At 49.1% G+C, this 23,465-nt stretch carries 20 protein-coding genes; 11 read left to right on the forward strand and 9 right to left on the reverse strand.

All coding sequences use genetic code 11. From position 1 onward, the window contains the following. From ACTHTS_RS02395 to trmA, 5 genes are all read left to right on the forward strand, one after another. Entirely contained in the window at positions 1–768 is a 768-nt protein-coding gene (locus ACTHTS_RS02395; RefSeq protein ID WP_440369106.1) for a TatD family hydrolase, read from the forward strand. A gap of 287 nt (positions 769–1,055) precedes the next feature. Further along, on the forward strand, positions 1,056–2,324 hold the full coding sequence (locus tag ACTHTS_RS02400) for an Nramp family divalent metal transporter (RefSeq protein WP_440369107.1): 1,269 nt from the start codon (positions 1,056–1,058) through the stop codon (positions 2,322–2,324). Between the two features lie 156 nt (positions 2,325–2,480). After that, a complete protein-coding gene (prfA, locus tag ACTHTS_RS02405) occupies positions 2,481–3,557 on the forward strand; it encodes a peptide chain release factor 1 (RefSeq protein WP_440366160.1) in 1,077 nt (358 codons plus the stop codon). A gap of 149 nt (positions 3,558–3,706) precedes the next feature. Next, a complete protein-coding gene (pta, locus tag ACTHTS_RS02410) occupies positions 3,707–5,209 on the forward strand; it encodes a phosphate acetyltransferase (protein WP_440369108.1) in 1,503 nt (500 codons plus the stop codon). A gap of 117 nt (positions 5,210–5,326) precedes the next feature. Beyond that, positions 5,327–6,409 carry a tRNA (uridine(54)-C5)-methyltransferase TrmA gene (gene trmA, locus ACTHTS_RS02415; protein ID WP_440369109.1) on the forward strand — a complete coding sequence of 361 codons (1,083 nt, stop codon included), beginning with the start codon at positions 5,327–5,329 and terminating at the stop codon, positions 6,407–6,409. A 69-nt stretch (positions 6,410–6,478) separates the two neighbouring features. On the opposite strand, the gene ACTHTS_RS02420 is transcribed toward trmA, so the two are convergent. Beyond that, positions 6,479–7,519: a zinc-dependent alcohol dehydrogenase family protein gene (locus ACTHTS_RS02420; RefSeq protein WP_107858123.1), complete on the reverse strand. Its 1,041-nt coding sequence runs from the start codon at positions 7,517–7,519 to the stop codon at positions 6,479–6,481. A 162-nt stretch (positions 7,520–7,681) separates the two neighbouring features. On the opposite strand from ACTHTS_RS02420, the gene mutY reads away from it, so the two are divergent. After that, positions 7,682–8,716 carry an A/G-specific adenine glycosylase gene (mutY, locus tag ACTHTS_RS02425; protein ID WP_440369110.1) on the forward strand — a complete coding sequence of 345 codons (1,035 nt, stop codon included), beginning with the start codon at positions 7,682–7,684 and terminating at the stop codon, positions 8,714–8,716. A 6-nt stretch (positions 8,717–8,722) separates the two neighbouring features. On the opposite strand, the gene ACTHTS_RS02430 is transcribed toward mutY, so the two are convergent. Together ACTHTS_RS02430 and ACTHTS_RS02435 are read right to left on the reverse strand one after the other, a co-directional pair. Beyond that, positions 8,723–9,079, reverse strand: a complete 357-nt coding sequence (locus ACTHTS_RS02430; RefSeq protein ID WP_036473192.1) for a hypothetical protein — start codon at positions 9,077–9,079, stop codon at positions 8,723–8,725. Between the two features lie 3 nt (positions 9,080–9,082). Beyond that, positions 9,083–9,280 carry a zinc-finger domain-containing protein gene (locus ACTHTS_RS02435; protein ID WP_003745781.1) on the reverse strand — a complete coding sequence of 66 codons (198 nt, stop codon included), beginning with the start codon at positions 9,278–9,280 and terminating at the stop codon, positions 9,083–9,085. A gap of 112 nt (positions 9,281–9,392) precedes the next feature. Between ACTHTS_RS02435 and ACTHTS_RS02440 the strand changes: the two genes are divergently transcribed. Further along, positions 9,393–9,887, forward strand: coding sequence for a DMP19 family protein (locus ACTHTS_RS02440; RefSeq protein ID WP_440369185.1), 495 nt, complete (start codon positions 9,393–9,395; stop codon positions 9,885–9,887). 63 nt (positions 9,888–9,950) lie between these two features. On the opposite strand, the gene ACTHTS_RS02445 is transcribed toward ACTHTS_RS02440, so the two are convergent. Together ACTHTS_RS02445 and ACTHTS_RS02450 are read right to left on the reverse strand one after the other, a co-directional pair. Further along, positions 9,951–10,724 carry a M48 family metallopeptidase gene (locus tag ACTHTS_RS02445; protein WP_371493198.1) on the reverse strand — a complete coding sequence of 258 codons (774 nt, stop codon included), beginning with the start codon at positions 10,722–10,724 and terminating at the stop codon, positions 9,951–9,953. Positions 10,725–10,833: 109 nt separating this feature from the next. Continuing rightward, positions 10,834–11,742 (reverse strand): serine hydrolase, encoded by a 909-nt coding sequence (locus ACTHTS_RS02450; protein WP_371440889.1) that lies wholly within the window; start codon positions 11,740–11,742, stop codon positions 10,834–10,836. A 313-nt stretch (positions 11,743–12,055) separates the two neighbouring features. On the opposite strand from ACTHTS_RS02450, the gene clpX reads away from it, so the two are divergent. Further along, entirely contained in the window at positions 12,056–13,321 is a 1,266-nt protein-coding gene (gene clpX / locus ACTHTS_RS02455; RefSeq protein ID WP_440369111.1) for an ATP-dependent Clp protease ATP-binding subunit ClpX, read from the forward strand. Between the two features lie 209 nt (positions 13,322–13,530). On the opposite strand, the gene ACTHTS_RS02460 is transcribed toward clpX, so the two are convergent. Continuing rightward, positions 13,531–13,881, reverse strand: a complete 351-nt coding sequence (locus tag ACTHTS_RS02460; RefSeq protein ID WP_440369112.1) for a hypothetical protein — start codon at positions 13,879–13,881, stop codon at positions 13,531–13,533. Between the two features lie 430 nt (positions 13,882–14,311). On the opposite strand from ACTHTS_RS02460, the gene ACTHTS_RS02465 reads away from it, so the two are divergent. Beyond that, positions 14,312–15,706, forward strand: a complete 1,395-nt coding sequence (locus ACTHTS_RS02465) for a DEAD/DEAH box helicase (RefSeq protein WP_440369186.1) — start codon at positions 14,312–14,314, stop codon at positions 15,704–15,706. A gap of 180 nt (positions 15,707–15,886) precedes the next feature. On the opposite strand, the gene acnB is transcribed toward ACTHTS_RS02465, so the two are convergent. After that, positions 15,887–18,472, reverse strand: a complete 2,586-nt coding sequence (gene acnB, locus ACTHTS_RS02470) for a bifunctional aconitate hydratase 2/2-methylisocitrate dehydratase (RefSeq protein WP_440369113.1) — start codon at positions 18,470–18,472, stop codon at positions 15,887–15,889. 200 nt (positions 18,473–18,672) lie between these two features. Further along, positions 18,673–19,710, reverse strand: coding sequence for a sensor histidine kinase (locus ACTHTS_RS02475; protein WP_107723579.1), 1,038 nt, complete (start codon positions 19,708–19,710; stop codon positions 18,673–18,675). 93 nt (positions 19,711–19,803) lie between these two features. On the opposite strand from ACTHTS_RS02475, the gene argH reads away from it, so the two are divergent. Together argH and ACTHTS_RS02485 are read left to right on the forward strand one after the other, a co-directional pair. Next, positions 19,804–21,183 carry an argininosuccinate lyase gene (gene argH / locus ACTHTS_RS02480; protein ID WP_440369114.1) on the forward strand — a complete coding sequence of 460 codons (1,380 nt, stop codon included), beginning with the start codon at positions 19,804–19,806 and terminating at the stop codon, positions 21,181–21,183. Positions 21,184–21,350: 167 nt separating this feature from the next. Next, positions 21,351–21,875, forward strand: a complete 525-nt coding sequence (locus ACTHTS_RS02485) for a hypothetical protein (protein ID WP_440369115.1) — start codon at positions 21,351–21,353, stop codon at positions 21,873–21,875. Positions 21,876–21,925: 50 nt separating this feature from the next. Here ACTHTS_RS02485 and fumC read toward each other — a convergent pair whose 3' ends face one another. Continuing rightward, the gene (gene fumC, locus ACTHTS_RS02490) at positions 21,926–23,314 is read right to left on the reverse strand and encodes a class II fumarate hydratase (protein WP_070823307.1); all 1,389 of its coding nucleotides are present in this window, start codon (positions 23,312–23,314) and stop codon (positions 21,926–21,928) included. Positions 23,315–23,465 lie beyond the last annotated feature (151 nt).

Below are 23,465 nucleotides of genomic sequence, written 5' to 3' on the forward strand. Positions count from 1 at the left end.
ATGACTTTTACCGACACCCACTGCCATCTTGCCGACCCCAAACTTGCCGACACGCTGCCTGCCGTGCTTGCCGAAGCGCAAGCCGCCGGCGTAGCGCGTTTTATCGTACCGGCTACGTCCCCCAAGGATTGGCATTCCGTTGCGCAGTTGGAAAGGCCGTCTGAAAACATCCATATTGCTTTGGGCATTCATCCATGGTTTTCAGACGGCCTCAACGAAGCGGCATTCCAAGAGTTAGAGAAAGAATTAATCCGGCATCCGCAAGCATGGGTTGGCGAAATCGGCTTGGATTTTTATGGCAAAGAGCAAACCCAAGCGCAACGCGACACGCAGACCGACGTCTTTATCCGCCAACTCACCCTCGCCCAAAACCTCAACCGCCGCGTCATCATCCATAATCTGAAAGCTACCGCCGCCATTGCCGCCGCCGTCAAAACCGCCGGTTTCACACGAGGCGGTATCGTTCACGCTTTCTCCGGCAGCGTAGAAGAAGCGCGGATTTTGGTGAAACTCGGCTTCAAAATCGGCATAGGCTCGCTACTGCTCAATCCCAATGCCAAAAAAGTCCGTGCCGCCTTACAAGCCTTAGATGACACGGATTTTGTTCTCGAAACCGACAGCCCTTTTATGCTCGGCCATGAAACCAATACACCAGCCAACATCCGCCGTATCGCCGAAATTGCAGCCGAACTGCGCGGCATACCGCTGGCGCAACTGGCTGAAATAACCGAGCAAAACGTGGATTCCCTGCTCCATACTTCCCCTTGATATGCCGACCTCAAGGCATCAAAAAGCCTTGCCCGGCCATTTCGTTTCCAAACCGACACACTCTGCCCTCCCTACCCCATATTCATGAATAAAAAGCGATACAAGGCCGTCTGAAAAAATGTTTTTGGCACAAAATATCGTTCACTCCGTCATCTCGGCTTTTTAACACCGTATTTTCCCTTTGATTGATAAAAAGTATTACGCATATTATTGGGCAAACTTTTTATTTACGTTAAAATATGCCTTTTTTTGATAATAAGGCCGTCTGAAAAAGGCGGAAACTAATTATGGCTGAACAACATACACACGCTTCCACCTGGAAGAGCAAAATCAATGCTCTCGGCCCGGGTATCATGATGGCTTCGGCGGCAGTCGGCGGCTCGCACCTGATTGCCTCCACGCAGGCAGGCGCACTTTACGGCTGGCAGCTTGCGCTGATTATCATTCTGACCAACCTGTTCAAATACCCTTTTTTCCGCTTCAGCGCACATTACACGCTGGACACGGGCAAAAGCCTGATTGAGGGCTATGCCGAAAAAAGCCGCGTTTATTTGTGGGTATTTTTGATTTTGTGTATTGCATCGGCAACGATTAATGCCGGTGCAGTCGCCATCGTTACCGCCGCCATCGTCAAAATGGCGATCCCATCGCTGACTTTCGATGCCGGCATGGTGTCCGTCATGATTATGGTTTCCTGCCTACTGATTTTGGCAAGCGGCCGCTATAAAGCATTGGACAACGTTTCCAAAATCATCATCGTCAGCCTGACCATCGCCACCGTCGCCGCAGCAGCCGTGGCCATGTCTCGCGGCATGCAGATGAAACCTGACTTTATCGAGCCTACCCCGTGGACACTGGCAGGCTTGGGCTTCCTCATCGCGCTGATGGGCTGGATGCCTGCACCGATTGAAATTTCCGCCATCAACTCTTTGTGGGTTACCGAAAAACAACGCATCAACCCTTCCAGCTACCGAGACGGCATTTTCGACTTCAACGTCGGCTACATCACCAGCGCAGTGTTGGCGGTCGTCTTCTTGGCCTTGGGTGCATATGTCCAATACGGCAACGGCGAAGCCGTACAAATGGCGGGCGGCAAATATGTCGGCCAGCTGATTAATATGTACGCCGTGACCATCGGCGACTGGTCGCGTCCTCTGGTGGCATTTATCGCCTTCGCCTGCATGTACGGCACCACCATTACCGTAGTAGACGGCTACGCGCGCGCGATTGCCGAACCGGTACGCCTGTTGCGCGGTAAAGACAAAACCGGCAATGTCGAACTGTTTGCTTGGAACGTCTGGGTTGCAGGCTCAGGCTTGGCCGTAATTTTCTGGTTCAACAGCGCGATGGCAGAGCTGCTCAAATTCGCCATGATCACCGCTTTCGTTGCCGCCCCAGTGTTCGCTTGGTTGAACTACCGCCTCGTCAAAGGCGATAAACGTCACAAACTGACCATGGGCATGAACTTCCTCGCCATTATCGGTTTGATTTATTTGACTAGCTTTACCGTTTTGTTCCTGCTGAACCAAACAGGCATCTTGGCTGCGCCTAAATAAGCACATATAAAAAAAGGCCGTCTGAAACTTAAAAACAGGTTTCAGACGGCCTTTCCAATCCATCATATCTTTTTGAATTTTCATTCAAACCCATTATAATGACTCCTTATTTCGCCGTTGCAGACCACTCGACGGCATCCGTATTTTGGAAAATTTATGAAGCCGTCTATCTTAGAAAAACTACAACAACTCAGCGACCGACTGGAAGAAGTCACGCATCTGCTCGGTCAGCCTGAAGCCACGTCCGACATGGACAACTACCGCAAACTCACACGCGAACACGCCGAACTGACCCCCGTCGTCGAAGTCTTCCAAAACTATCAGCTGGCGCAAAGCGACTTGGCAGATGCCGAAGAAATGCTGTCCGACCCTGAAATGAAAGACTTTGCTGCCGAAGAAATCGAAGCGGCCAAAGCCAAAATCGACAAACTCGATACCGAATTGCAAAAACTGCTGCTGCCCAAAGATGCCGACGACGATAAAAATATCTTTATCGAAGTACGCGCCGGTACCGGTGGAGACGAAGCCGCGCTGTTTGCAGGCGATTTGCTGCGTATGTACAGCCGCTACGCCGAGCGCAACCGCTGGCAGGTTGAAATCGTTTCCGCCAACGAAAGCGAATTGGGCGGCTATAAAGAAGTCATCGCCCGCATTATCGGCTTGGGCGCATACAGCCGTCTGAAATTTGAATCGGGTGGCCACCGCGTACAACGCGTTCCTGCCACCGAAAGCCAAGGTCGTATCCACACCTCCGCCTGTACCGTTGCCGTCATGCCTGAAGCGGACGAACTGGAAGACATCGAGTTGAACCCCGCCGACCTGCGCATCGACACCTTCCGCGCATCCGGCGCAGGCGGTCAGCACATCAACAAAACCGACTCCGCCGTCCGCATTACCCACTTACCGACAGGCATGGTAGTCGAATGCCAAGACGGCCGCAGCCAACACGCCAACAAAGCGCAGGCGATGAAAGTCCTCGCTGCCCGCTTAAACGACGCACAAAAACGCGAAGCCCAAGCCAAAGAAGCCGCCGAACGCAAATCCCTCATCGGCAGCGGCGACCGCAGCGAACGCATCCGCACCTACAACTACCCACAAGGCCGCGTGACCGACCACCGCATCAACCTTACCCTGCACAAACTGGATTTTGTGATGGACGGCGACTTGGAAGAAATCACCAATGCCCTGATTGCCGAGCATCAAGCCGAGCTTTTGGCGGCAATGGGGGATTGATGAATTTAGCCCATTGCGTTTATACTTTTCAGACGGCCTGATGACATATGTCAATATGGCCGTGTATATGTTATCCCAAAGTGATAAAATGCAGCACCAGCTGCACAACAGCAACACCCTTCTACAATCACCGAAAGAGAGGACACAAAATGGCAAAAATCCTGATCGCACCGGTATCTACCGGCCTGAGCGCCGATGCAGCGGCAAAAGCATTTGCAGCGGCATTGAATGCGCAAGTTTTCCAAGCCGTTGACTCCACTACAGAAGCCCTGTTGGCTCAAGGCAAGAGCGACGACTGGTTTGACGCGCTTGTCGGTAAAGTTGCAGCATTGAACGCAGATAACCTCGTTATCGAAGGCATCACTCCTGATGCAGACAAATTGTTCTTGGCAGGCAAAAACGTCGAATTGGCGTTGTCTTTGGACGCAGGCGTTGTATTGGCGCTGAAATCCGACAATACTGACGCGGCCGCCATCGCCCAACAATTAAACCTCACCAAACAGCTCTACACCAACTCCCCGGGCTTATTGGAAGGTTTCATCATTGACGGCACAGCCGCTGCTTTAGGCGCACAAGTTGCCGAGCAAACCGGCCTGACTTTCTTCGGCTCCAGCGACAAACTGCAAGATGTCTCCGCTTTGGCCAAACGCGAAGCCAAACGCCTGTCTCCAGCTCAATTCCGTTACAACCTGATCGATTTCGCACGCAAAGCCGATATGCGTATCGTTCTGCCTGAAGGCGCCGAACCACGCACCGTCGCTGCCGCTGCTATCTGTCACGAAAAAGGCATCGCCCGTTGCATACTGTTGGCGACCCGCGAAGAAGTTGAAGCCGTTGCTAAAGAACGCGGCATTTCCCTGCCTGATTCTTTGGAAATCATTGATCCTGCTACTTTGGTTGAACAATACGTTGAGCCGATGTGCGAATTGCGTAAATCCAAAGGCCTGACTCCTGAAGATGCACGCAAACAGCTGCAAGACACCGTCGTACTCGGTACCATGATGATGGCTCAAAACGACGTTGACGGTTTGGTTTCCGGCGCAGTCCACACTACTGCCAACACCATCCGTCCTGCCCTGCAACTGATTAAAACCGCTCCGGGTGCAAGCCTCGTATCCAGCGTATTCTTCATGTTGCTGCCTAACCAAGTTTTGGCATTCGGCGACTGCGCGGTTAACCCGAACCCAACGCCTGAACAACTGGCCGACATCGCCATCCAATCTGCCGACAGCGCCAAAGCCTTCGGTATCGATCCCAAAGTGGCCATGATTTCCTACTCCACCATCAACTCAGGCAGCGGCCCTGATGTCGATGCAGTAATCGAAGCAACCAAACTGGCTAATGAAAAACGCCCTGATTTGGCCATCGAAGGTCCGTTGCAATACGATGCGGCTACTGTTCCATCTATCGGCCAATCTAAAGCTCCGGGCAGCGCTGTTGCCGGTCAAGCAACCGTTTTGGTTTTCCCAGACCTCAATACCGGCAACTGTACTTACAAAGCCGTACAACGCAGCGCCAACGTCCTGAGCGTAGGCCCGTTGTTGCAAGGTTTGCGCAAACCGGTTAACGACTTGTCCCGCGGCGCATTGATTGAAGACATCGTCTTCACCATCGCCCTGACTGCCGTTCAAGCCAAACAAATGCAAGGCTGATTGACAAGCTGATGCTTTGAAATCAAAGGCCGTCTGAAACCGATGTTTCAGACGGCCTTTCATATCTTTGCGCCAACTATATTATAATTCACCATTATTTTCTGAAAGACTGCCCCGATGACTGCCTACCAGCAACAACTAGCCGACAAAAAGCAATATCTTCAGCAACTTTTCCAAGGACTGGATTTCCCTGAAATCGAAGTCTTTAAATCTCCGGAACAGCATTACAGAATGCGTGCCGAGTTCCGCATCTGGCATGAAGGCGGCGAAATGTTTTACGCCATGTTTGAGCGCGGGCAAAAGGCAAGCAGGGCAAGCCTGATCCGTTGCGACCAATTTTCTGCCGCATCCGAATCCATCAATGCCTTGATGCCGAAACTGATTGAAGCCGCATCCAATCATCCCGAGCTGAAAAACCGCTGGTACGCCGTCGAATTTTTATCTACTTTAAGCGGCGAAATGCTGGTTACCATGATTTACCACAAGAAGCTGAACGACGCATGGCAACAAGCCGCGCAAGAGCTGGCGCACAATTTGGGCATTCATATCATCGGCCGCAGCCGCGGACAAAAAATCGTATTGAGCCAAGATTTTGTGACCGAAGCATTGGAAGTCAACGGCAAGACCTTCCGCTATCGTCAAATCGAGGGCAGCTTTACCCAACCCAATGCCCAAGTGTGCCAAAAAATGCTGACTTGGGCGTGTGATGCCGCGCAAAACTTAGGCAAAGACCTGCTTGAGCTGTACTGCGGTAACGGCAATTTCACCCTGCCGCTTTCGCAACATTTCAATCAGGTGCTGGCAACCGAAGTTTCCAAAACTTCCGTCAACGCCGCCCAATGGAATATTGAAGCCAACCAAATTACCAATCTCAAAATCGCTCGTCTGTCTGCGGAAGAGTTTACCGAGGCCTACACGCAAAACCGTGAATTCCGCCGCCTGCAAGAACAAGGCATCGACTTGAAAAACTATGATTTTTCAACCATTTTCGTTGATCCTCCACGCGCCGGTGTTGATGATGAGACGCTCAAATTGGTTGCCCGATTCGACAACGTCCTCTATATTTCCTGCAACCCTGAGACCCTGCGCGCCAACCTCGATACGCTCTGTCAAACCCATACTATCGAACGCGCCGCCCTGTTCGACCAATTCCCATTTACCTACCATATCGAAAGCGGCGTTTGGTTGAAGAAAAAATAAAACCACACAAAAAGGCCGTCTGAATGTTCAGACGGCCTTTAATTAACAGCATATTAAGCGATTTTCAAATCAATCCGCTTCCAAAACCACTTTCATGGCTTGGTTTTCAGCAGCGTGTTTGAACACATCGTAAGCTTTTTCCAATTCGCTGAATTTAAAATGGTGGGTCATCATTTTGGTGTAATCCACTGAGCTGCTGGAAATGGCTTTCATCAGCATTTCGGTGGTATTGGCGTTAACCAGGCCGGTAGTAATGGCAAGGTTTTTAATCCACAGTTTTTCCAGTTTGAAATCAACGGATTGACCATGTACGCCAACCACAGCGATATGGCCGCCGGGTTTCACGATGTCTTGGCACATATTCCAAGTTGCAGGGATACCGACCGCTTCGATGGCGCAATCTACGCCGTCTTCGCCAACGATATCAGCAACTTGCTTGCTTACATCGCCGGAAGCAGGGTTGATGGTATGGGTCGCGCCCAATTCTTTCGCCAGTTTCAAGCGGTTTTCGTCCATATCGCAAACGATGATGGCGGCAGGGCTATACAGTTGCGCAGTCAGCAACGCAGACATACCAACAGGACCGGCACCGGCGATGAATACGGTATCGCCAGGTTTCACATCACCGTATTGCACGCCGATTTCGTGGGCAGTCGGCAAGGCATCGCTCAACAGCAGGGCAACTTCTTCGTTGACGTTGTCAGGCAGCGGAACCAAGCTGTTGTCTGCATAAGGCGTACGGACGTATTCGGCCTGAGTACCGTCAATCATATAGCCCAAGATCCAACCGCCGTTGCGGCAGTGTGAATAAAGTTGGATTTTACAGTTGTCGCAAGTACAGCATTTGCTGACACATGAAATAATGACTTTATCACCGACTTTGATGTTTTTTACAGCATCGCCGACTTCTTCTACAATACCGATGCCCTCATGACCGAGGATACGACCGTCGGCAACTTCAGGGTTTTTTCCCTTCCAAATACCCAAGTCAGTACCGCAAATCGTGGTTTTAACGATTTTGACGACTGCATCGGTCGGATCGATAATTTGAGGGCGGGGTTTTTCTTCGAAACGGATGTCGTTTGCGCCATGATAAACCATTGCTTTCATGTGAATCTCCTTGAGCAGTTAATAAACTTTAACAATACAGCGTAAATCCACGTTAACTATATTTATATACCCCTCCACCAGATAAGTCAATCCTGATTATTATTTTGTATGCTATAGTGTAACATGCTGTTTTAAAAATAAATAATTAAAAAGTAAATATTAATGAACACACCCACATCCTTCGCGCGACGACTCATCGATTGGCAACGGCAGCATGGCCGTCACAACTTGCCTTGGCAGGTCAAAGACCCTTATTCCGTCTGGCTTTCAGAAATCATGCTCCAGCAAACACAGGTTGCTACCGTATTGGACTACTATCCGCGTTTCTTAGCCAAATTTCCAACCGTACAATCGCTTGCCGCTGCGCCGCAAGACGAGGTTTTATCCTTGTGGGCAGGCTTGGGCTATTACAGCCGCGCACGCAACCTGCACAAAGCCGCGCAACAAGTCGTCGGACAATTCGGCGGTATCTTTCCATCCGAACGCAAAGACTTGGAAACGCTCTGCGGCGTAGGCAGAAGTACCGCCGCCGCCATTTCTGCCTTTGCTTTCAACCGACGAGAAACCATCTTGGACGGCAACGTCAAACGCGTTCTCTGCCGTGTCTTTGCTCAAGACGGCAATCCGCAAGATAAGAAATTTGAAAACTCGCTTTGGGCGCTTGCCGAAAGCCTGATGCCGTCTGAAAACATCGATATGCCTGCCTACACGCAAGGCTTGATGGATTTGGGCGCAACCGTCTGCAAACGGACAAAACCTTTGTGCCATCAATGCCCTATGGCAGACATCTGCGAAGCAAAAAAACAAAACCGCATTGACGAACTGCCCCGTAAAAAAACTGTTCCCGAAGTGCAAACCCTACCACTTTATTGGCTGATTATTCATAACACTGACGGCGCATTATTGCTTGAAAAACGCCCTGCCAAAGGTATTTGGGGCGGTCTGTATTGCGTACCCTGTTTTGAAAAATTAGACGATTTGTATGCCTACGCCAAACGCTTCGGTATCACTTCAGACGGCCTTGAAGAACAAACCACATTTACCCACCGCCTGACCCACCGCTTATTGATGATTACCCCTTTTCAGACGCAACAAAGGCCGTCTGAACATCTTTCAGACGGCCTTTGGATATCAGCGGAACAGTTGGCGGATTATGGTTTGCCCAAACCTTTAATCAAATATTTAGCGAAAGGCTAAACCGCCCTATTCCACAATCTCTTTAAATACAACTTCTTTTCCGCCACGAATCAGTACGGCAAACCCATCGCCAATCTGCCAACGCGAGCTTGGATTGGCGTACTCGACGCCCTGACTGCGCAAGCGGACTTGCACCAGTTTCTCAACCGTATTGCCTTCACGCAACTCAACCATCATCGGGCTGTGGCTGTTGATATAAATTGCAGTAATCGTCCGACCTTGTGCGGATTGATAACGGACAGAATACGTCTGCGCCTGTGCAATGACCGGTAACGGCGCGTCTGGACGCACGGCCTTATACGAACCGCACGCAGCGCACAAACTCACGCACAAAGCGCAGATGATTTTGTTCAACATAGGCATAGATTAGTAATGATGATGCGGAATCTCGCCATCAAGACGGTAATAAGTGCCGCAATACGGGCATTCAATCTCACTATTGGACTGAATCGGCAGGAACACACGCGGATGGCCGTTCCATGTTTCATGATTAGGGCCGGAGCAATGCAGCGGCAAATCCTGCGGCTTGATGACTACAACGTTTTTTTCAGACTGTGTACTCATGGTTTGGTTCCTCACTATGTTTTCTTATCTTCCGATATTGTAAAGCAAAATGGCCGCTAGGTTCGACTGAAAACATTATATAATCACTTTTTTCAGACGGCCTTTGATGATGATGACTATCTCGCTCCGCCTTCAAGATTTCGATACTTCCGATTCCGCTTCATTTCTTTATACACTCAGCGCAGCCTATTTGGATCACACCGAACAGGCAGGAGATGAGGAAATGTCCGGCCTCAACGACGAACAGCATACATTGACCGCCCTTTGCTATCTCGACAGCCAAGTTCAAGAAGGCGGCTTCGTACAGCTTATCGCTTCAGGATACGGAGAATACATCTTCGGCAATCCGGTTGCCGACAGCCTGCGCCGCTGGCGCATCAAGCCTACACCGAAAATCTTAGACAAAGCCAAAGCCCTGTACGAAAAACACGGCGAAGCCATTGAAAAAATGGCAGACGAGCAGAGGGATTTCGATGAAATCCGCAAAACTTTTCCCGATTTTGAAGAGCTTGACGGCGATTATTATGACGTTGCCGACGAAGACTTGGAAACCGCAGCAGCGTATGTTCAGGTAAATTGGGATAAATTTGCCAAACTGTCAGATTGAAACCATAAAACTTTGCTGGTTTGAATCATCTGTTCAAACCGGCAAAATCATCAATACGTCAAATTAACGTTTGTTTTTCTGATAAATCGGCATCACTTCAGGCAACATTTTGCGGATTGCATTGATACGCGCCTGATTGGTCGGGTGGGTCGACAGAAGAGTCATTTGACTACCGCTTTCTAATTTATTCATTTTTTCCCAAACACTTATCGCAGCCTCAGGGTTGTATCCAGCTGCAGCCATCAAACGCACACCACCGGCATCCGCTTCACTTTCTTGACGACGTGAAAACGGTTTGATTGATAATAATTCTGCACCTACACCAACTAAATTTCTATTCATACCCATTACTTTGGTTAAAACTATCCCACCAAAATCAGTCAATACTTGCCCACCCAAGGCTTTTTTACCGTGTTCCAACAAAGCATGGGTCATTTCATGACTGATAACAGCGGCAATTTCAGCATCAGTCAGCTTCAATTTTTCCACCATACCGGTGTATACAGCCATTTTACCGCCCGGCATTGCCCACGCATTCATCTCATCACTGCGAATAACATTCATCTGCCAATTAAAAGGTATGCCGGTTTTGTTGGCACTATCAGCATAAGGAAGCAGTTGTGAGAATACACGGTGAACTCGTTGTGCAGTTGGAGATGCAACATCCAAAGCTTTTTGATCATGTACTTGTTGAATGATTTGAGAGTAATTTTGTGCCGCGCTTTCGTTCATTGTTGCAGTGTCATAGCCAACCATATTTGCTACTGAACTACAACCAGCCAAAGTCAAAATTGCACAAATACTAAATAAATATTTTTTATTTAATTTTCCCAACATGTTTTCTCTCTGTGTTTTTAAGTTAATGTAACGACATTGTACCCAAATTTAATACACTTTACACAAAAGGCCGTCTGAACGGTTTCAGACGGCCTTTAAGCGTAATATTTTAAGAACGGCGCTGCAACATCCAAGACTCAATCTTACGCGCATCGTTCACGCGGGTTGTGGAAGACGGAGAGTTGAGCAATACAATGGTGATCGGCTGATTCTGTACATTGGCTTTAACCACCATAGAACGTCCTGCCTCGCGGATATAGCCTGTTTTCTGCAATTCGATATTCCAGCTGCCCTCACGCACCAAGGCATTGGAGTTTTTGTAGTTTTGACGACCATTTGCCGTCCAAACCGAGCCGTAATTTGAAGTAGAATTTTTACGGATCAGCGGATATTTGCTTGCTGCCGCAACCATGCGGTTCAAATCGCGTGCGGTTGAAACGTTTTGGAAATTCAAACCGGTAGGCTCATAGAAACGGCTGCTGGTCATGCCCAAGCTTTGCGCTTTGGCATTCATGGCCGCAACGAACGCGCTCATACCGCCCGGATAGGTACGGCCCAACGCATGAGTGGCACGGTTTTCACTGCTCATCAAGCTCAGGTGCAACAGTTCGCCGCGTGTCAGCGTCGTGCCGATGCTCAAACGGCTGCCCGTACCTTTCAGGCGGTCGATTTCAGCCTCGGTAATCGTAATCGGCTCGTTCATATCGAGATGCGCATCCAACACCACCATCGCACTCATCAATTTAGAAATAGAGGCAATCGGCATGACACGATCAGGGTTTTTCTGATACAGCACTTCACCGGTTTTATTATTGAAAATCAAAGCAGATTGCGAAGAAAGCAGAGGACCTGCCAAAGCGGCCTGAGCTTCGACTTGGTCGGCATGACTCAACGCAAAAGCTTCCATCGGGTCATTTTGAACTGGGAAATTTTGCTCCAAAAATTGTCCCAACACATCCATATCATCGGCAACGGCAGGCGCAGAAGCAAAGGCCAATGCCACACCTGTCCATACCATTCCTAAAGTTTTATAGATTTTCATATCTGCCAATTCAAAAAAATACATTTAATTCAACATTCTGTTAAATTTTTCGACAATTGTAAAGCGAGTTGAGAAAACTTTGCGTTTGTTTGCGAGATATTCAAATCCAGCGCCCTCATCTGTTTCTTAGACGATACGGCACAATGCCTGCTCTGATTTGAAAAAACACAAGATAGTCATTATACTTAGACTCCTTTGTCAGAGGCATTCCCTCAATCCGGCAATACGCCCGAAATATCTGTTCCCCCTTTACAACACAGCCTCCATACAACCATACGAAGAAATTATTATGTCTGAAGAAAAACGCACCTGTTCATTCTGCGGGAAGTCCGAAAACGACGTTAAAAACCTGATCGAAGGCGAACACGCCTTCATCTGCAACGAATGTGTAGAAACTTGCGGCATGATGCTGCAAGACAACGAATCAGGCGAGATTGAAAACGAGCTTGTCAAAGCGAAAGAAGAAAACGCCGAAAAAAAACTGCCTACCCCGGCCGAAATCGTTGCCAACCTCAACGACCACGTTATCGGTCAGGAACACGCAAAAAAAGCGTTGGCAGTATCGGTTTACAACCACTACAAACGCCTGCGCCATCCGAAAGCAGAGGGCAAAGTTGAATTGTCCAAATCCAATATCCTGCTCATCGGCCCTACCGGTTCAGGTAAAACCCTGTTGGCGCAATCTTTGGCGCGCAAACTGGATGTACCTTTTGTCATGGCGGATGCCACAACTTTGACCGAAGCCGGTTATGTTGGTGAAGACGTCGAACAAATCATTACCAAACTTTTGGGCAAATGTGATTTTGACGTTGAAAAAGCCCAGCGCGGCATCGTTTATATCGATGAAATCGATAAAATTTCACGTAAAAGCGACAATCCGTCCATCACGCGCGACGTATCCGGCGAAGGCGTGCAACAAGCCCTGCTGAAACTGATTGAAGGCACGGTAGCCAGCGTTCCCCCTCAAGGAGGCCGCAAACATCCGAACCAAGAATTCATCAACGTTGATACCACCAACATCCTCTTTATCTGCGGCGGTGCATTTGCCGGCTTGGAAAAAGTCATCCGTCAACGTACTGAAAAAGGCGGTATCGGCTTTGGTGCGGCGGTACACAGCAAAGATGAAAACGCCGATATTTCAGCCCTGTTTGAAACAGTCGAGCCTGAAGACTTGATTAAATTCGGCTTGATTCCCGAGCTTATCGGCCGTCTGCCTGTGATTGCCACACTGGCAGAATTGGACGAAGATGCTTTGGTCAACATTTTGACCGAACCGAAAAATGCCTTGGTCAAACAATATCAAACTTTGTTTGAAATGGAAAATGTCGGCCTTGAGTTTGAAGAAGACGCCTTGCGCAGCATCGCCAAACTGGCGATGGAACGTAAAACCGGTGCGCGCGGCCTGCGCTCTATCGTCGAACGTTGCCTCTTGGACACCATGTACACTCTGCCAGATTTGAAAGACGTAGCAAAAGTTGTCATCAATAAAGAGGTTGTTGAAAAAGGCGATCAACCAAAACTTTTCCGAGAAGATGGCAGCGAATATAAGCAATAAGATTTATTCTCCGAAAAAGACGTGTACCCGTTACACGTCTTTTTTATTTTCTTAATAAAACCAAAACCATATTTTCTAATAATATCCTTATACATAAAAAAAACAAAGGCCGTCTGAAACATATTCAGACGGCCTTTGTTTTCAAGTTGCTCTAAGTCTGTCTTCATCCGGAGTATTGATGAGAGTGACTTCCTTGAATTTTATGAAGCTTATTTTTTTGCTTTTTTAGCAGCTTTTTTTGCAGGAGCGGCTTTAGCAGGAGCAGCTTTAGCAGCAGGCTCGGATGCGGCAGCTTCAGGAGTAACAGCCTCAGGCGCTGCTACAGGTTCAGAGGCAGCAGGCTCGGAAGCAGCTGATTCAGCGGTACGTTGATAGCCTTTGTCTTTCATGCAGGCGTCAAACACAGCGCGGTCAGCATTTTCACCAGATGCCTGTTGGCATTGGGTCATTGCTTCTTCAACAGTGACGCGTGGCGCTGCCGCTTCTTCAGCAGGTTTGGAAGAAGAACAAGCTGCCAACATCAGGCTACCGGTTGCAAGAGCGATCAATAAAGTTTTCATAATTGTATATTCCTAAATTTTGATTTTATGGTTTACCGTTAAACGGGAGATACAGGCTACAAAACAAGCTCTGCACCTCAATATTGAGTACGTGAGTACAATTTAGTTTCATTTCAGCCTGTAAGTTTTTGATAAATTAATTCTATTGACGTTAAGACAAATGCTTAATCCTCAATAAACTCAAAACCTTGCAGGCCAGTAAATTTTTCTGTTTTTGAACTGTAAAAATATCAAAACTTGGTCAATTCTAGCCGCAACCATCATTTGGGGAGTCCCTCTTTTTATGGCATAATGGGCTACTTGACGGATTATTCCGCTCCCCATTTTTTTCAAACCGCAGAATCAAAATCATACTGCGGTTTATCCATTTCAGAATCAGATTTTTCAGACGGCCTCACCATTCAAAAAGCCGTCTGAACAGAAAGCCACCATCATGAATCCTTTCTCTTCACTCGGTTTAGGCAGCGAATTAGTCTCTGCCCTGACCGATCAAGGGTATGAAAACCCGACGCCTATCCAAGCCGCAGCGATTCCTAAAGCCTTGGCGGGACACGATCTTTTGGCCGCAGCACAAACCGGCACAGGTAAAACCGCCGCCTTTATGCTGCCCAGCCTCGAACGCCTGAAACGCTACGCCACATCCAGCACCTCCCCTGCCATGCACCCTGTCCGCATGTTGGTATTAACCCCTACCCGCGAACTGGCCGATCAAATCGATCAAAACGTGCAGGCATACATTAAAAATCTTCCTTTGCGCCATACCGTCCTCTTCGGCGGCGTCAATATGGACAAACAAACTGCCGACTTGCGCGCTGGTTGTGAAATCGTTGTCGCTACGGTTGGCCGACTGCTCGACCACGTCAAACAAAAAAACATTAATTTAAACAAAGTTGAAATCGTCGTACTCGATGAAGCCGACCGTATGCTTGATATGGGTTTCATCGACGATATCCGCAAAATCATGCAGATGTTGCCCAAACAGCGACAAACCCTGCTTTTTTCCGCCACTTTCTCACCGCCTATCCGCAAGCTTGCGCAAGATTTTATGCACACGCCTGAAATGGTCGAGGTGGCCGCGCAAAACACCACCAACGCCAATGTCGAGCAACACATCATTGCCGTTGATGCGCTCAAAAAACGCAACCTGCTCGAACGTCTGATTGTTGATTTGCATATGAATCAAGTCATTGTATTCTGCAAAACCAAACAAAGCGTCGATCAAGTTACCCGCGACCTCGTCCGCCGCAACATTGCCGCCCAATCCATCCACGGCGACAAATCCCAACAAAGCCGACTGGAAACCCTTAACGCCTTTAAAGAAGGTACATTACGCGTTTTGGTGGCCACCGACGTTGCCGCACGCGGTCTGGATATTGCCGAGTTGCCTTTCGTCATCAACTACGAGCTGCCAACCCAACCTGAAGACTACGTCCACCGCATCGGACGCACCGGCCGGGCCGGTGCTGACGGCGTTGCCATTTCCTTGATGGATAAAACCGAACAGAAAATGTTTGAATCCATTAAAGAGCTGACCGGCAGCGATTTGAATGTGGAACGCATCGAAGGCTTTGAGCCGCACTGGTGGGGTACCGACAATCAAGATGAAGCCGAAGCACAACCGGTTCAGCACAACGACAGTCGCTCTCGGCGCGATGATAGAAACAAACGCAACGAATACGCGAGCAAGTCAGACAAAAACTCGAAAAAAGCAGAAGAGAAAAACGATCCAGGTATTGTCTGCGGCAAAATTGCCGGCAGAACACGCCGCAGCCGTCACGAGCGTCAGCCTTGCGCCCTGCTCCAACCTGGTTTTGGCGTAAAGTAAACAACGCTGATTAATCGGTTTTCTGATTATTTATCCTAACAAAGGCCGTCTGAAACTTATCTTTCAGACGGCCTTTTATTAAACTAAAAATAAAGGACGTGATGAACACGTCCTTTATTTTTCCGTTTCAGACGGCCTTTATTATTTAAGGCCGTCTGAAAATCGGTTTACCTTGCTATATTAAACATTCACGGTTTCGGCTACTTCGTTGTAGCTGTCGATTTCGTTGAAATTCATGTAGCGGTAGATTTGGTCGCCCTGCTCGTTGATGATACCGATATTGGCTTGGTATTCTTCAACAGTCGGGATTTTACCCAGTTTAGAGCAGATCGCCGCCAACTCAGCTGAGCCGAGGTAAACGAAGGTGTTTTTACCCAAGCGGTTCGGGAAGTTACGGGTAGAAGTGGACATTACAGTCGCGCCTTCGTGTACTTGTGCTTGGTTACCCATACACAATGAGCAACCCGGCATTTCCATACGCGCACCTGCACGGCCGAGTACGCCGTAGTGACCTTCGTCAGACAACTCTTTCGCATCCATTTTGGTTGGAGGCGCCATCCACAGACGCACCGGGATGTCGGTTTTACCTTCCAAGAGTTTGGAAGCTGCGCGGAAGTGGCCGATGTTGGTCATACAAGAACCAATGAACACTTCGTCGATTTTGGTGCCGGAGCGTTCAGACATGAAGCACACGTCGTCAGGGTCGTTCGGGCAGGCAATAATTGGCTCTTTAATGTCGTCCATGTTGATTTCAATCACGGCGGCGTATTCGGCATCTTTATCCGCTTCGAGCAATTCAGGATTTGCCAACCATGCTTCCATGGCTTTGATACGGCGTTCCAAAGTGCGCGAATCTTGATAGCCGTTGGCAATCATGTTTTTCATCAACACAATGTTGGATTTCATGTACTCGATAATCGGCTCTTTGTTGAGCTTCACAGTACAGCCTGCGGCGGAGCGTTCGGCAGATGCGTCAGTCAATTCAAAAGCTTGTTCCACTTTCAAATCAGGCAGGCCTTCGATTTCGAGGATGCGGCCGGAGAAGATGTTTTTCTTACCAGCTTTAGCAACAGTCAGCAAACCTTGTTTAATCGCGTACAACGGAATGGCGTTCACCAAGTCACGCAGGGTTACACCCGGTTGCAGTTTGCCGCTGAAGCGTACCAATACGGACTCAGGCATATCGAGCGGCATCACACCAGTAGCTGCTGCGAAAGCAACCAAGCCGGAGCCGGCAGGGAAAGAAATACCGATAGGGAAACGGGTGTGGCTGTCGCCGCCTGTACCAACTGAATCAGGCAACAGCAGACGGTTGAGCCATGAGTGAATCACGCCATCACCCGGACGCAGGGATACACCGCCACGGGTAGAGATGAAAGCAGGCAATTCTTTATGAGTTCTCACATCGACAGGTTTTGGATAAGCCGCGGTGTGACAGAAAGACTGCATCACCATATCTGCTGAGAAGCCCAAGCAAGCCAGGTCTTTCAATTCGTCGCGAGTCATCGGGCCGGTAGTATCTTGCGAGCCGACAGTAGTCATGCGTGGTTCGCAGTAAGTACCCGGACGCACGCCTTTGCCTTCCGGCAAACCGCAGGCGCGACCAACCATTTTTTGAGCCAATGTGAAACCGGCTTTGCTTTCAGCTGGCGCTTGAGGCAGACGAAACTCAGTAGAAGCAGGCAATTTCAGTGCTTCGCGCGCTTTGGCAGTCAAACCGCGACCGATAATCAGGTTAATACGGCCACCGGCTTGCACTTCGTCCAGCAATACTTGTGATTTCAGGCTGAACTCGGCAACGGTTTCGCCGTTTTTCACGATTTTGCCTTCATATGGCAGGATATCGACGACATCGCCCATTTTCAGAGCAGATACATCGACTTCAATCGGCAATGCGCCGGAGTCTTCTTGAGTATTGAAGAAAATAGGAGCAATTTTGCCACCCAAGCACACACCGCCGAAACGCTTATTCGGTACGAACGGAATATCTTCGCCTGTATGCCAAATCACGGAGTTGGTAGCAGATTTACGTGAAGAACCGGTACCGACCACGTCGCCAACGTAAGCAACAGGATAACCTTTGGTTTTGAGTTCTTCCAACAATTTAATCGGACCGACTTCGCCCGGTTTGTCAGGATTGATGCCGTCGCGCGGGTTTTTCAACATCGCCAGCGCGTGCAGAGGGATATCAGGACGGCTCCATGCGTCAGGTGCAGGAGAGAGGTCGTCTGTATTGGTTTCGCCGTCGACTTTGAAGACGGTAACAGTGATTTTTTCTGGAACTTTGGCGCGTGAGGTGAACCATTCGGCATCTGCCCAAGATTGCAATACTTCTTGCGCGTATTTGTTGCCTTTTTCGGCTTTTTCTTGAACATCGTGGAAAGAGTCAAACATCAACAGAGTGTGTTTCAGACCATTTGCAGCGATAGGCGCAAGTTTGTCGTTGTCCAAGAGTTCGATGAGTGCATGAATGTTGTAACCGCCAAGCATGGTACCCAACAGCTCGGTAGCATACTCAGGGGAAATCAGCGGACTGGATGCGCTACCTTCGGCAACGGCTGCCAAAAATGAGGCTTTAACTTTGGCGGCATCATCCACACCGGGTGGTACGCGGTGAGCCAACAGCTCAACCAAGAATTCGCCTTCACCGGCAGGTGGATTTTTCAGCAGCTCAACCAAATCAGCAGTCTGCTGAGCAGTCAGAGGAAGGGCGGGAATACCAAGGGCGGCGCGCTCGGCGGCGGCTTTACGATAGGCTTCTAACATCTCTTTGTTCCTTTTTCTGTTTTTTCTTCTGGGCAGTTGCAAATGATTTGCAATTAAGGATTGTGAACAATCCTTTTGACCATCATAGACCAGTTTTCAAAAAATGGGAACAGTTATGTTGCTGAATGTAATAAATTTAAACTATTTTGTTTAATGTATTAATAGTTCAAACTATCTAAAGCCGCCCTCTTCTAGGCGTTTTAGCCAAACAGACGGGAAACTTCGGCTGATTTTTTACGGTACGGCAATATGATTTCAACGCGGAACAGGCCGTCTGATTGGATATATCTGATTTTCGCGTCGGTGTCATACATCAAAGTCAAGCGCTCTTTCAGATTGCGTAAGGCCATAGAATTGCCTTTATGCGGCTTGGTATTTTCGTTAGGTTCTGTTCCGCACGGATTTTCGATACTGATGAAAATAGATGATTTTTCCAATTTTGTTAATACCGTAATTATCCCTGGACGGTGGATGGATTCGACACCATGAAATACGGCATTTTCTAAAAGCGGTTGCAACAACAGATGTGGCGTTTCGGCATCATCGGGCGCATGATGCTGCCACATAACCTGTACACGCATATGTCCCATGCGGATTTGTTCGATGGCAATATATTCCTGCGCCCATTCAATCTCCTGCCCTAAGGTACTGTTTTGACTACCATCGCGCAGTTGCGCGCGGAACAGGTTGGCCAGATTTTCCAGCAAAGTTTCCGCGTCATATGGACGTAGACGGATTAAGCTGATGGCGGCATTCAGGCTGTTAAACAAGAAATGCGGACGGATACGCGCCGTCAACGCGCTCAATCTGGCTTCGGAAATGGAAGGCGCAAGGCTGTTGCGACGGGATGCTTCGATGTACATGAAACTGAAACAAAAAAAGGTCAGCAAGAAGAAGTGTTGAATCAGCGGCCAAATCTCTGTCTTCAAAATCACTAAATCGACAAACAAGAAAATCAGCAGATTGGAGACGTAGGAAACCACAACGCTGTACTGCGAGCGAAGCAGGGACGGCGCAAATGCCTGTAAGAAATAGACCTTGAGTAAAATTAAGAGGATGACGGGGCAAGCCCATGAAAAATGTTGGAAAATCTGTTCCGGATAAGGCACGCCCGATACCGTCATCAACGGAAAGATAAACAAACTGATTAACAAAACAATGAGCAGGCGCACCAGAGTTGCGGAATTACGCAAATCCGGCACTGCGAAATTCTGGTTTATTTGACGTATAATAGACATAATTTCAACCGTTTTCTTTCATAATGTATAGACGGGTCTGCTATATTGAAGACGTAGACCCTGTTTTTTTATTTATATTTTAAGGATGCTGATATGAGCAAGGACAAAACCTGGTCAGGCCGTTTTAACGAACCTGTTTCCGAGCTGGTCAAAAAATATACCGGCTCGATTGATTTTGACAAACGACTGGCAGAATGGGACATCCAAGGCTCGCTAGCACACGCGCAAATGCTGACACAGTCAGGCGTTTTGAGCGAAGACGACCTCTCCGCCATCCGTCAGGGCATGGCCGAGATTATAGCAGAAATCAAAGAAGGAACGATTTCCTGGTCTCTGGATTTGGAAGATGTCCACATGAACATCGAACGCCGCCTCACCGACAAAATCGGCGATGCCGGCAAACGCCTGCACACCGGCCGCAGCCGCAACGACCAAGTCGCTACCGACATCCGCCTGTGGCTGCGCGATCAAATTACCGTTATTCAAAGCCTGATTCAAAACCTTCAGACGGCCTTGATTGATTTGGCGGAACAACACGCGGAAACCGTCATGCCCGGCTTTACCCATCTGCAAGTTGCCCAGCCAGTCAGCTTCGGGCATCACATGCTCGCCTATGTTGAAATGCTCGGCCGCGATTTCGAGCGCATGGCCGACTGCCGCAAACGCGTCAACCGTATGCCGCTCGGCGCTGCCGCACTGGCCGGTACCACCTACCCGATTCAACGCAAAATTACCGCCGAGCTGTTGGGATTTGAGCAAATCTGCCAAAACTCGCTCGATGCCGTATCTGACCGCGATTTTGCCATTGAGTTCACGGCCGCCGCTTCCCTGATTATGGTTCATCTGAGCCGTCTTTCCGAAGAATTGATTTTGTGGATGAGCCCGCGTTTCGGCTTTATCGATATTGCCGACCGTTTCTGCACCGGCTCGTCCATCATGCCGCAAAAGAAAAACCCCGATGTACCCGAACTCGTACGCGGCAAGTCCGGTCGCGTGATTGGCCACCTGATCGGCCTGGTTACCCTGATGAAATCGCAACCTTTGGCATACAACAAAGACAATCAGGAAGACAAAGAGCCTTTGTTTGACACTGCCGACACGCTTATCGACACCCTGCGCATTTACGCCGACATGATGCGCGGCGTGACCGTCAAACCCGACAATATGCGCGCCGCCGTAATGCAGGGTTTTGCAACGGCTACCGACTTGGCGGATTACTTGGTGAAAAAAGGCATGCCCTTCCGTGACAGCCATGAAGTCGTTGCCCAAGCCGTGCGCCATGCCGATGAAGCTGGCGTTGATTTGAGCGAATTGTCGCTTGAAGTCCTGCAAGGTTTCAGCGATTTGATTGCCGACGACGTTTACAGCGTGCTGACACCCGAAGGCAGCTTAAACGCACGCAACCACTTGGGCGGCACTGCGCCTGAACAAGTCCGTTTCCAAGTGAAACGCTGGCGTGAATTATTGGCTTAAACCCATCTAAACACATAATAAAAGGCCGTCTGAAAATTTTCAGACGGCCTTTTGATTACCTGTGTTACACTCAACCGCACAATAAAAACAGATAAACCTAAACTTACCTTCAAACGAGAAAACACGCCTCCTGACTTTGCCGCCATCTTCATACTAAAGGAGCAAGGATGAAAAACATTGTCTTAAAATTGATCATGATCTGCTTATGCTGCGGATGCTATGCCGTATTCGTTGCCTGGGAAAATGGCGGATTCAGCCAGCTCCATGATTTTCAAGCAATAGAGAGCAACGGCATGAGCGTATACCTTCATCAAACCTCCCCCGCAGCCATGCAGGCTGAAAAAAACGAGCTGTCGATTTTGCAAAACAACCAAAACAGCTTAGCCTCTTGCGTCGGCATTGAATCTTTATGCGAACACGCCAAGCCAGGAATCTGGGTTGAACATGCCAAATTCTTGCAACACAAAGACACGGGCAAATTATTGGTACTTTCGTTGGACTATTTGGAAAACAATGACACCGCAAAAACCCTACACAACCACTATACTGCATCGCTCCTCCCCCAAGCAGACAGAACGGAAGCGTGGCATTATGCCTGGCGTACATTTTTGAGCTCAATAATGTTTCTAATGGTCGTCAATCTGACGCCAATGATTTTTACCCTATTCGAGGAAAAAACAACCGCAGCATAAAAACATGCCGTCTGAAAACATTTTCAGACGGCATGTTTCATTATTAAAGCTTAACGCGGATGAACCATATCGGCAGGAACGACCAATTCGTCAAACTCTTCGCCTGTCAGCAAGCCCAATTCGATGGCGGTTTCGCGCAACGATTTGTCGTTTTTATAGGCGGTTTTGGCGACCTTGGCGGCGTTTTCATAGCCGATTTTACGGTTTAACGCAGTAACCAACATCAGGGAATGGTGCAGGAAATAGTCGATTTTTTCCGGTACGGGTTCGATGCCGACGGCGCAGTGTTCGTTGAAGCTGTTGCACGCATCGCCCAACAGACGGATGGATTGCAAGAGGTTGTAGGCGATAACGGGCATATAGACGTTCAGCTCAAAGTTGCCCGATGCGCCTGCCATGCCGATGGTAACGTCGTTGCCGAACACTTGGCAGCACACCATGGTCATCGCTTCGCATTGGGTTGGGTTGACTTTGCCCGGCATGATGGACGAACCCGGCTCGTTTTCAGGGATTTTTATTTCGCCCAAACCGCAACGCGGGCCGCTTGCCAGCCAGCGGATGTCGTTGGCGATTTTGTTCAGGCTTGCTGCAAGTGTTTTCAATGCACCCGAAGCGGCAACGGCAGCATCGCGTCCGCCCAAGGCTTCAAATTTATTCGGCGCGCTGACAAACGGCAAGCCGGACAATTCGGCGAGTTTGGCAGCGGCTTTTTCGGCGTATTCGGGATGGCTGTTCAAACCCGTACCGACCGCCGTGCCGCCCAAAGCGAGTTCATATAAGTCTTTAAGCGCATCGTTCAGACGACCTAAGCCATGATCGAGCTGGGAAACGTAGCCGGAAAATTCTTGACCCAAAGTCAGCGGCGTCGCATCTTGCAAGTGGGTGCGGCCGATTTTGACGATGGGGGCGAATTCTTTGGCTTTTTTGTCCAATGTATCGCGCAAGGCTTTTACCGCCGGAATAAGGTGGCGGTTGATTTCAATCGCGGCGGCGACGTGGATGGCGGTCGGGAACGCGTCGTTGGTCGATTGCGCGTGGTTCACATGGTCGTTGGGATGGACGGGCTGATACGCCGCCAAACCTGTACCGGCAATTTCGTTGGCGCGGTTTGCCAGCACTTCGTTCATGTTCATATTGGACTGCGTGCCGGAGCCGGTCTGCCACACCACCAATGGGAACTGCCCGTCGAGCTTGCCGTTCAACACGTCGTCCGCCGCCTGCGTAATCAAATCCGCCTGTTCGGGCTTAATCCTGCCAAGGGAAACATTGGTGGCGGCAGCGGCTTTTTTCACCAGCGCCAAAGCGTAAATCAACGGCTGCGGCAGGGTTTCGCCGCCGATTTTGAAATTGTTGCGGCTACGCTGGGTCTGCGCGCCCCAATAGGCTTCGGATGGGACTTCGACATTGCCCATGGTGTCGTGTTCGGTACGGGTACTCATGCGTTTCTCCTATACTTGAATAAAAATAATAATGATTCGTAAAATTATTATAACCAGCAATAGGCTGTCTGAAAAGAGAGATATTTTTTCAGACGGCCTATCTGCTTTATAAACGGAAAACACTAACGCAAGATGAAACTCAAATGCAAAC

It is taken from the genome of Neisseria sp. P0019.S003, assembly GCF_051957115.1.
In the GTDB taxonomy this organism is placed as follows: Bacteria; Pseudomonadota; Gammaproteobacteria; order Burkholderiales; family Neisseriaceae; genus Neisseria; species Neisseria flavescens_D.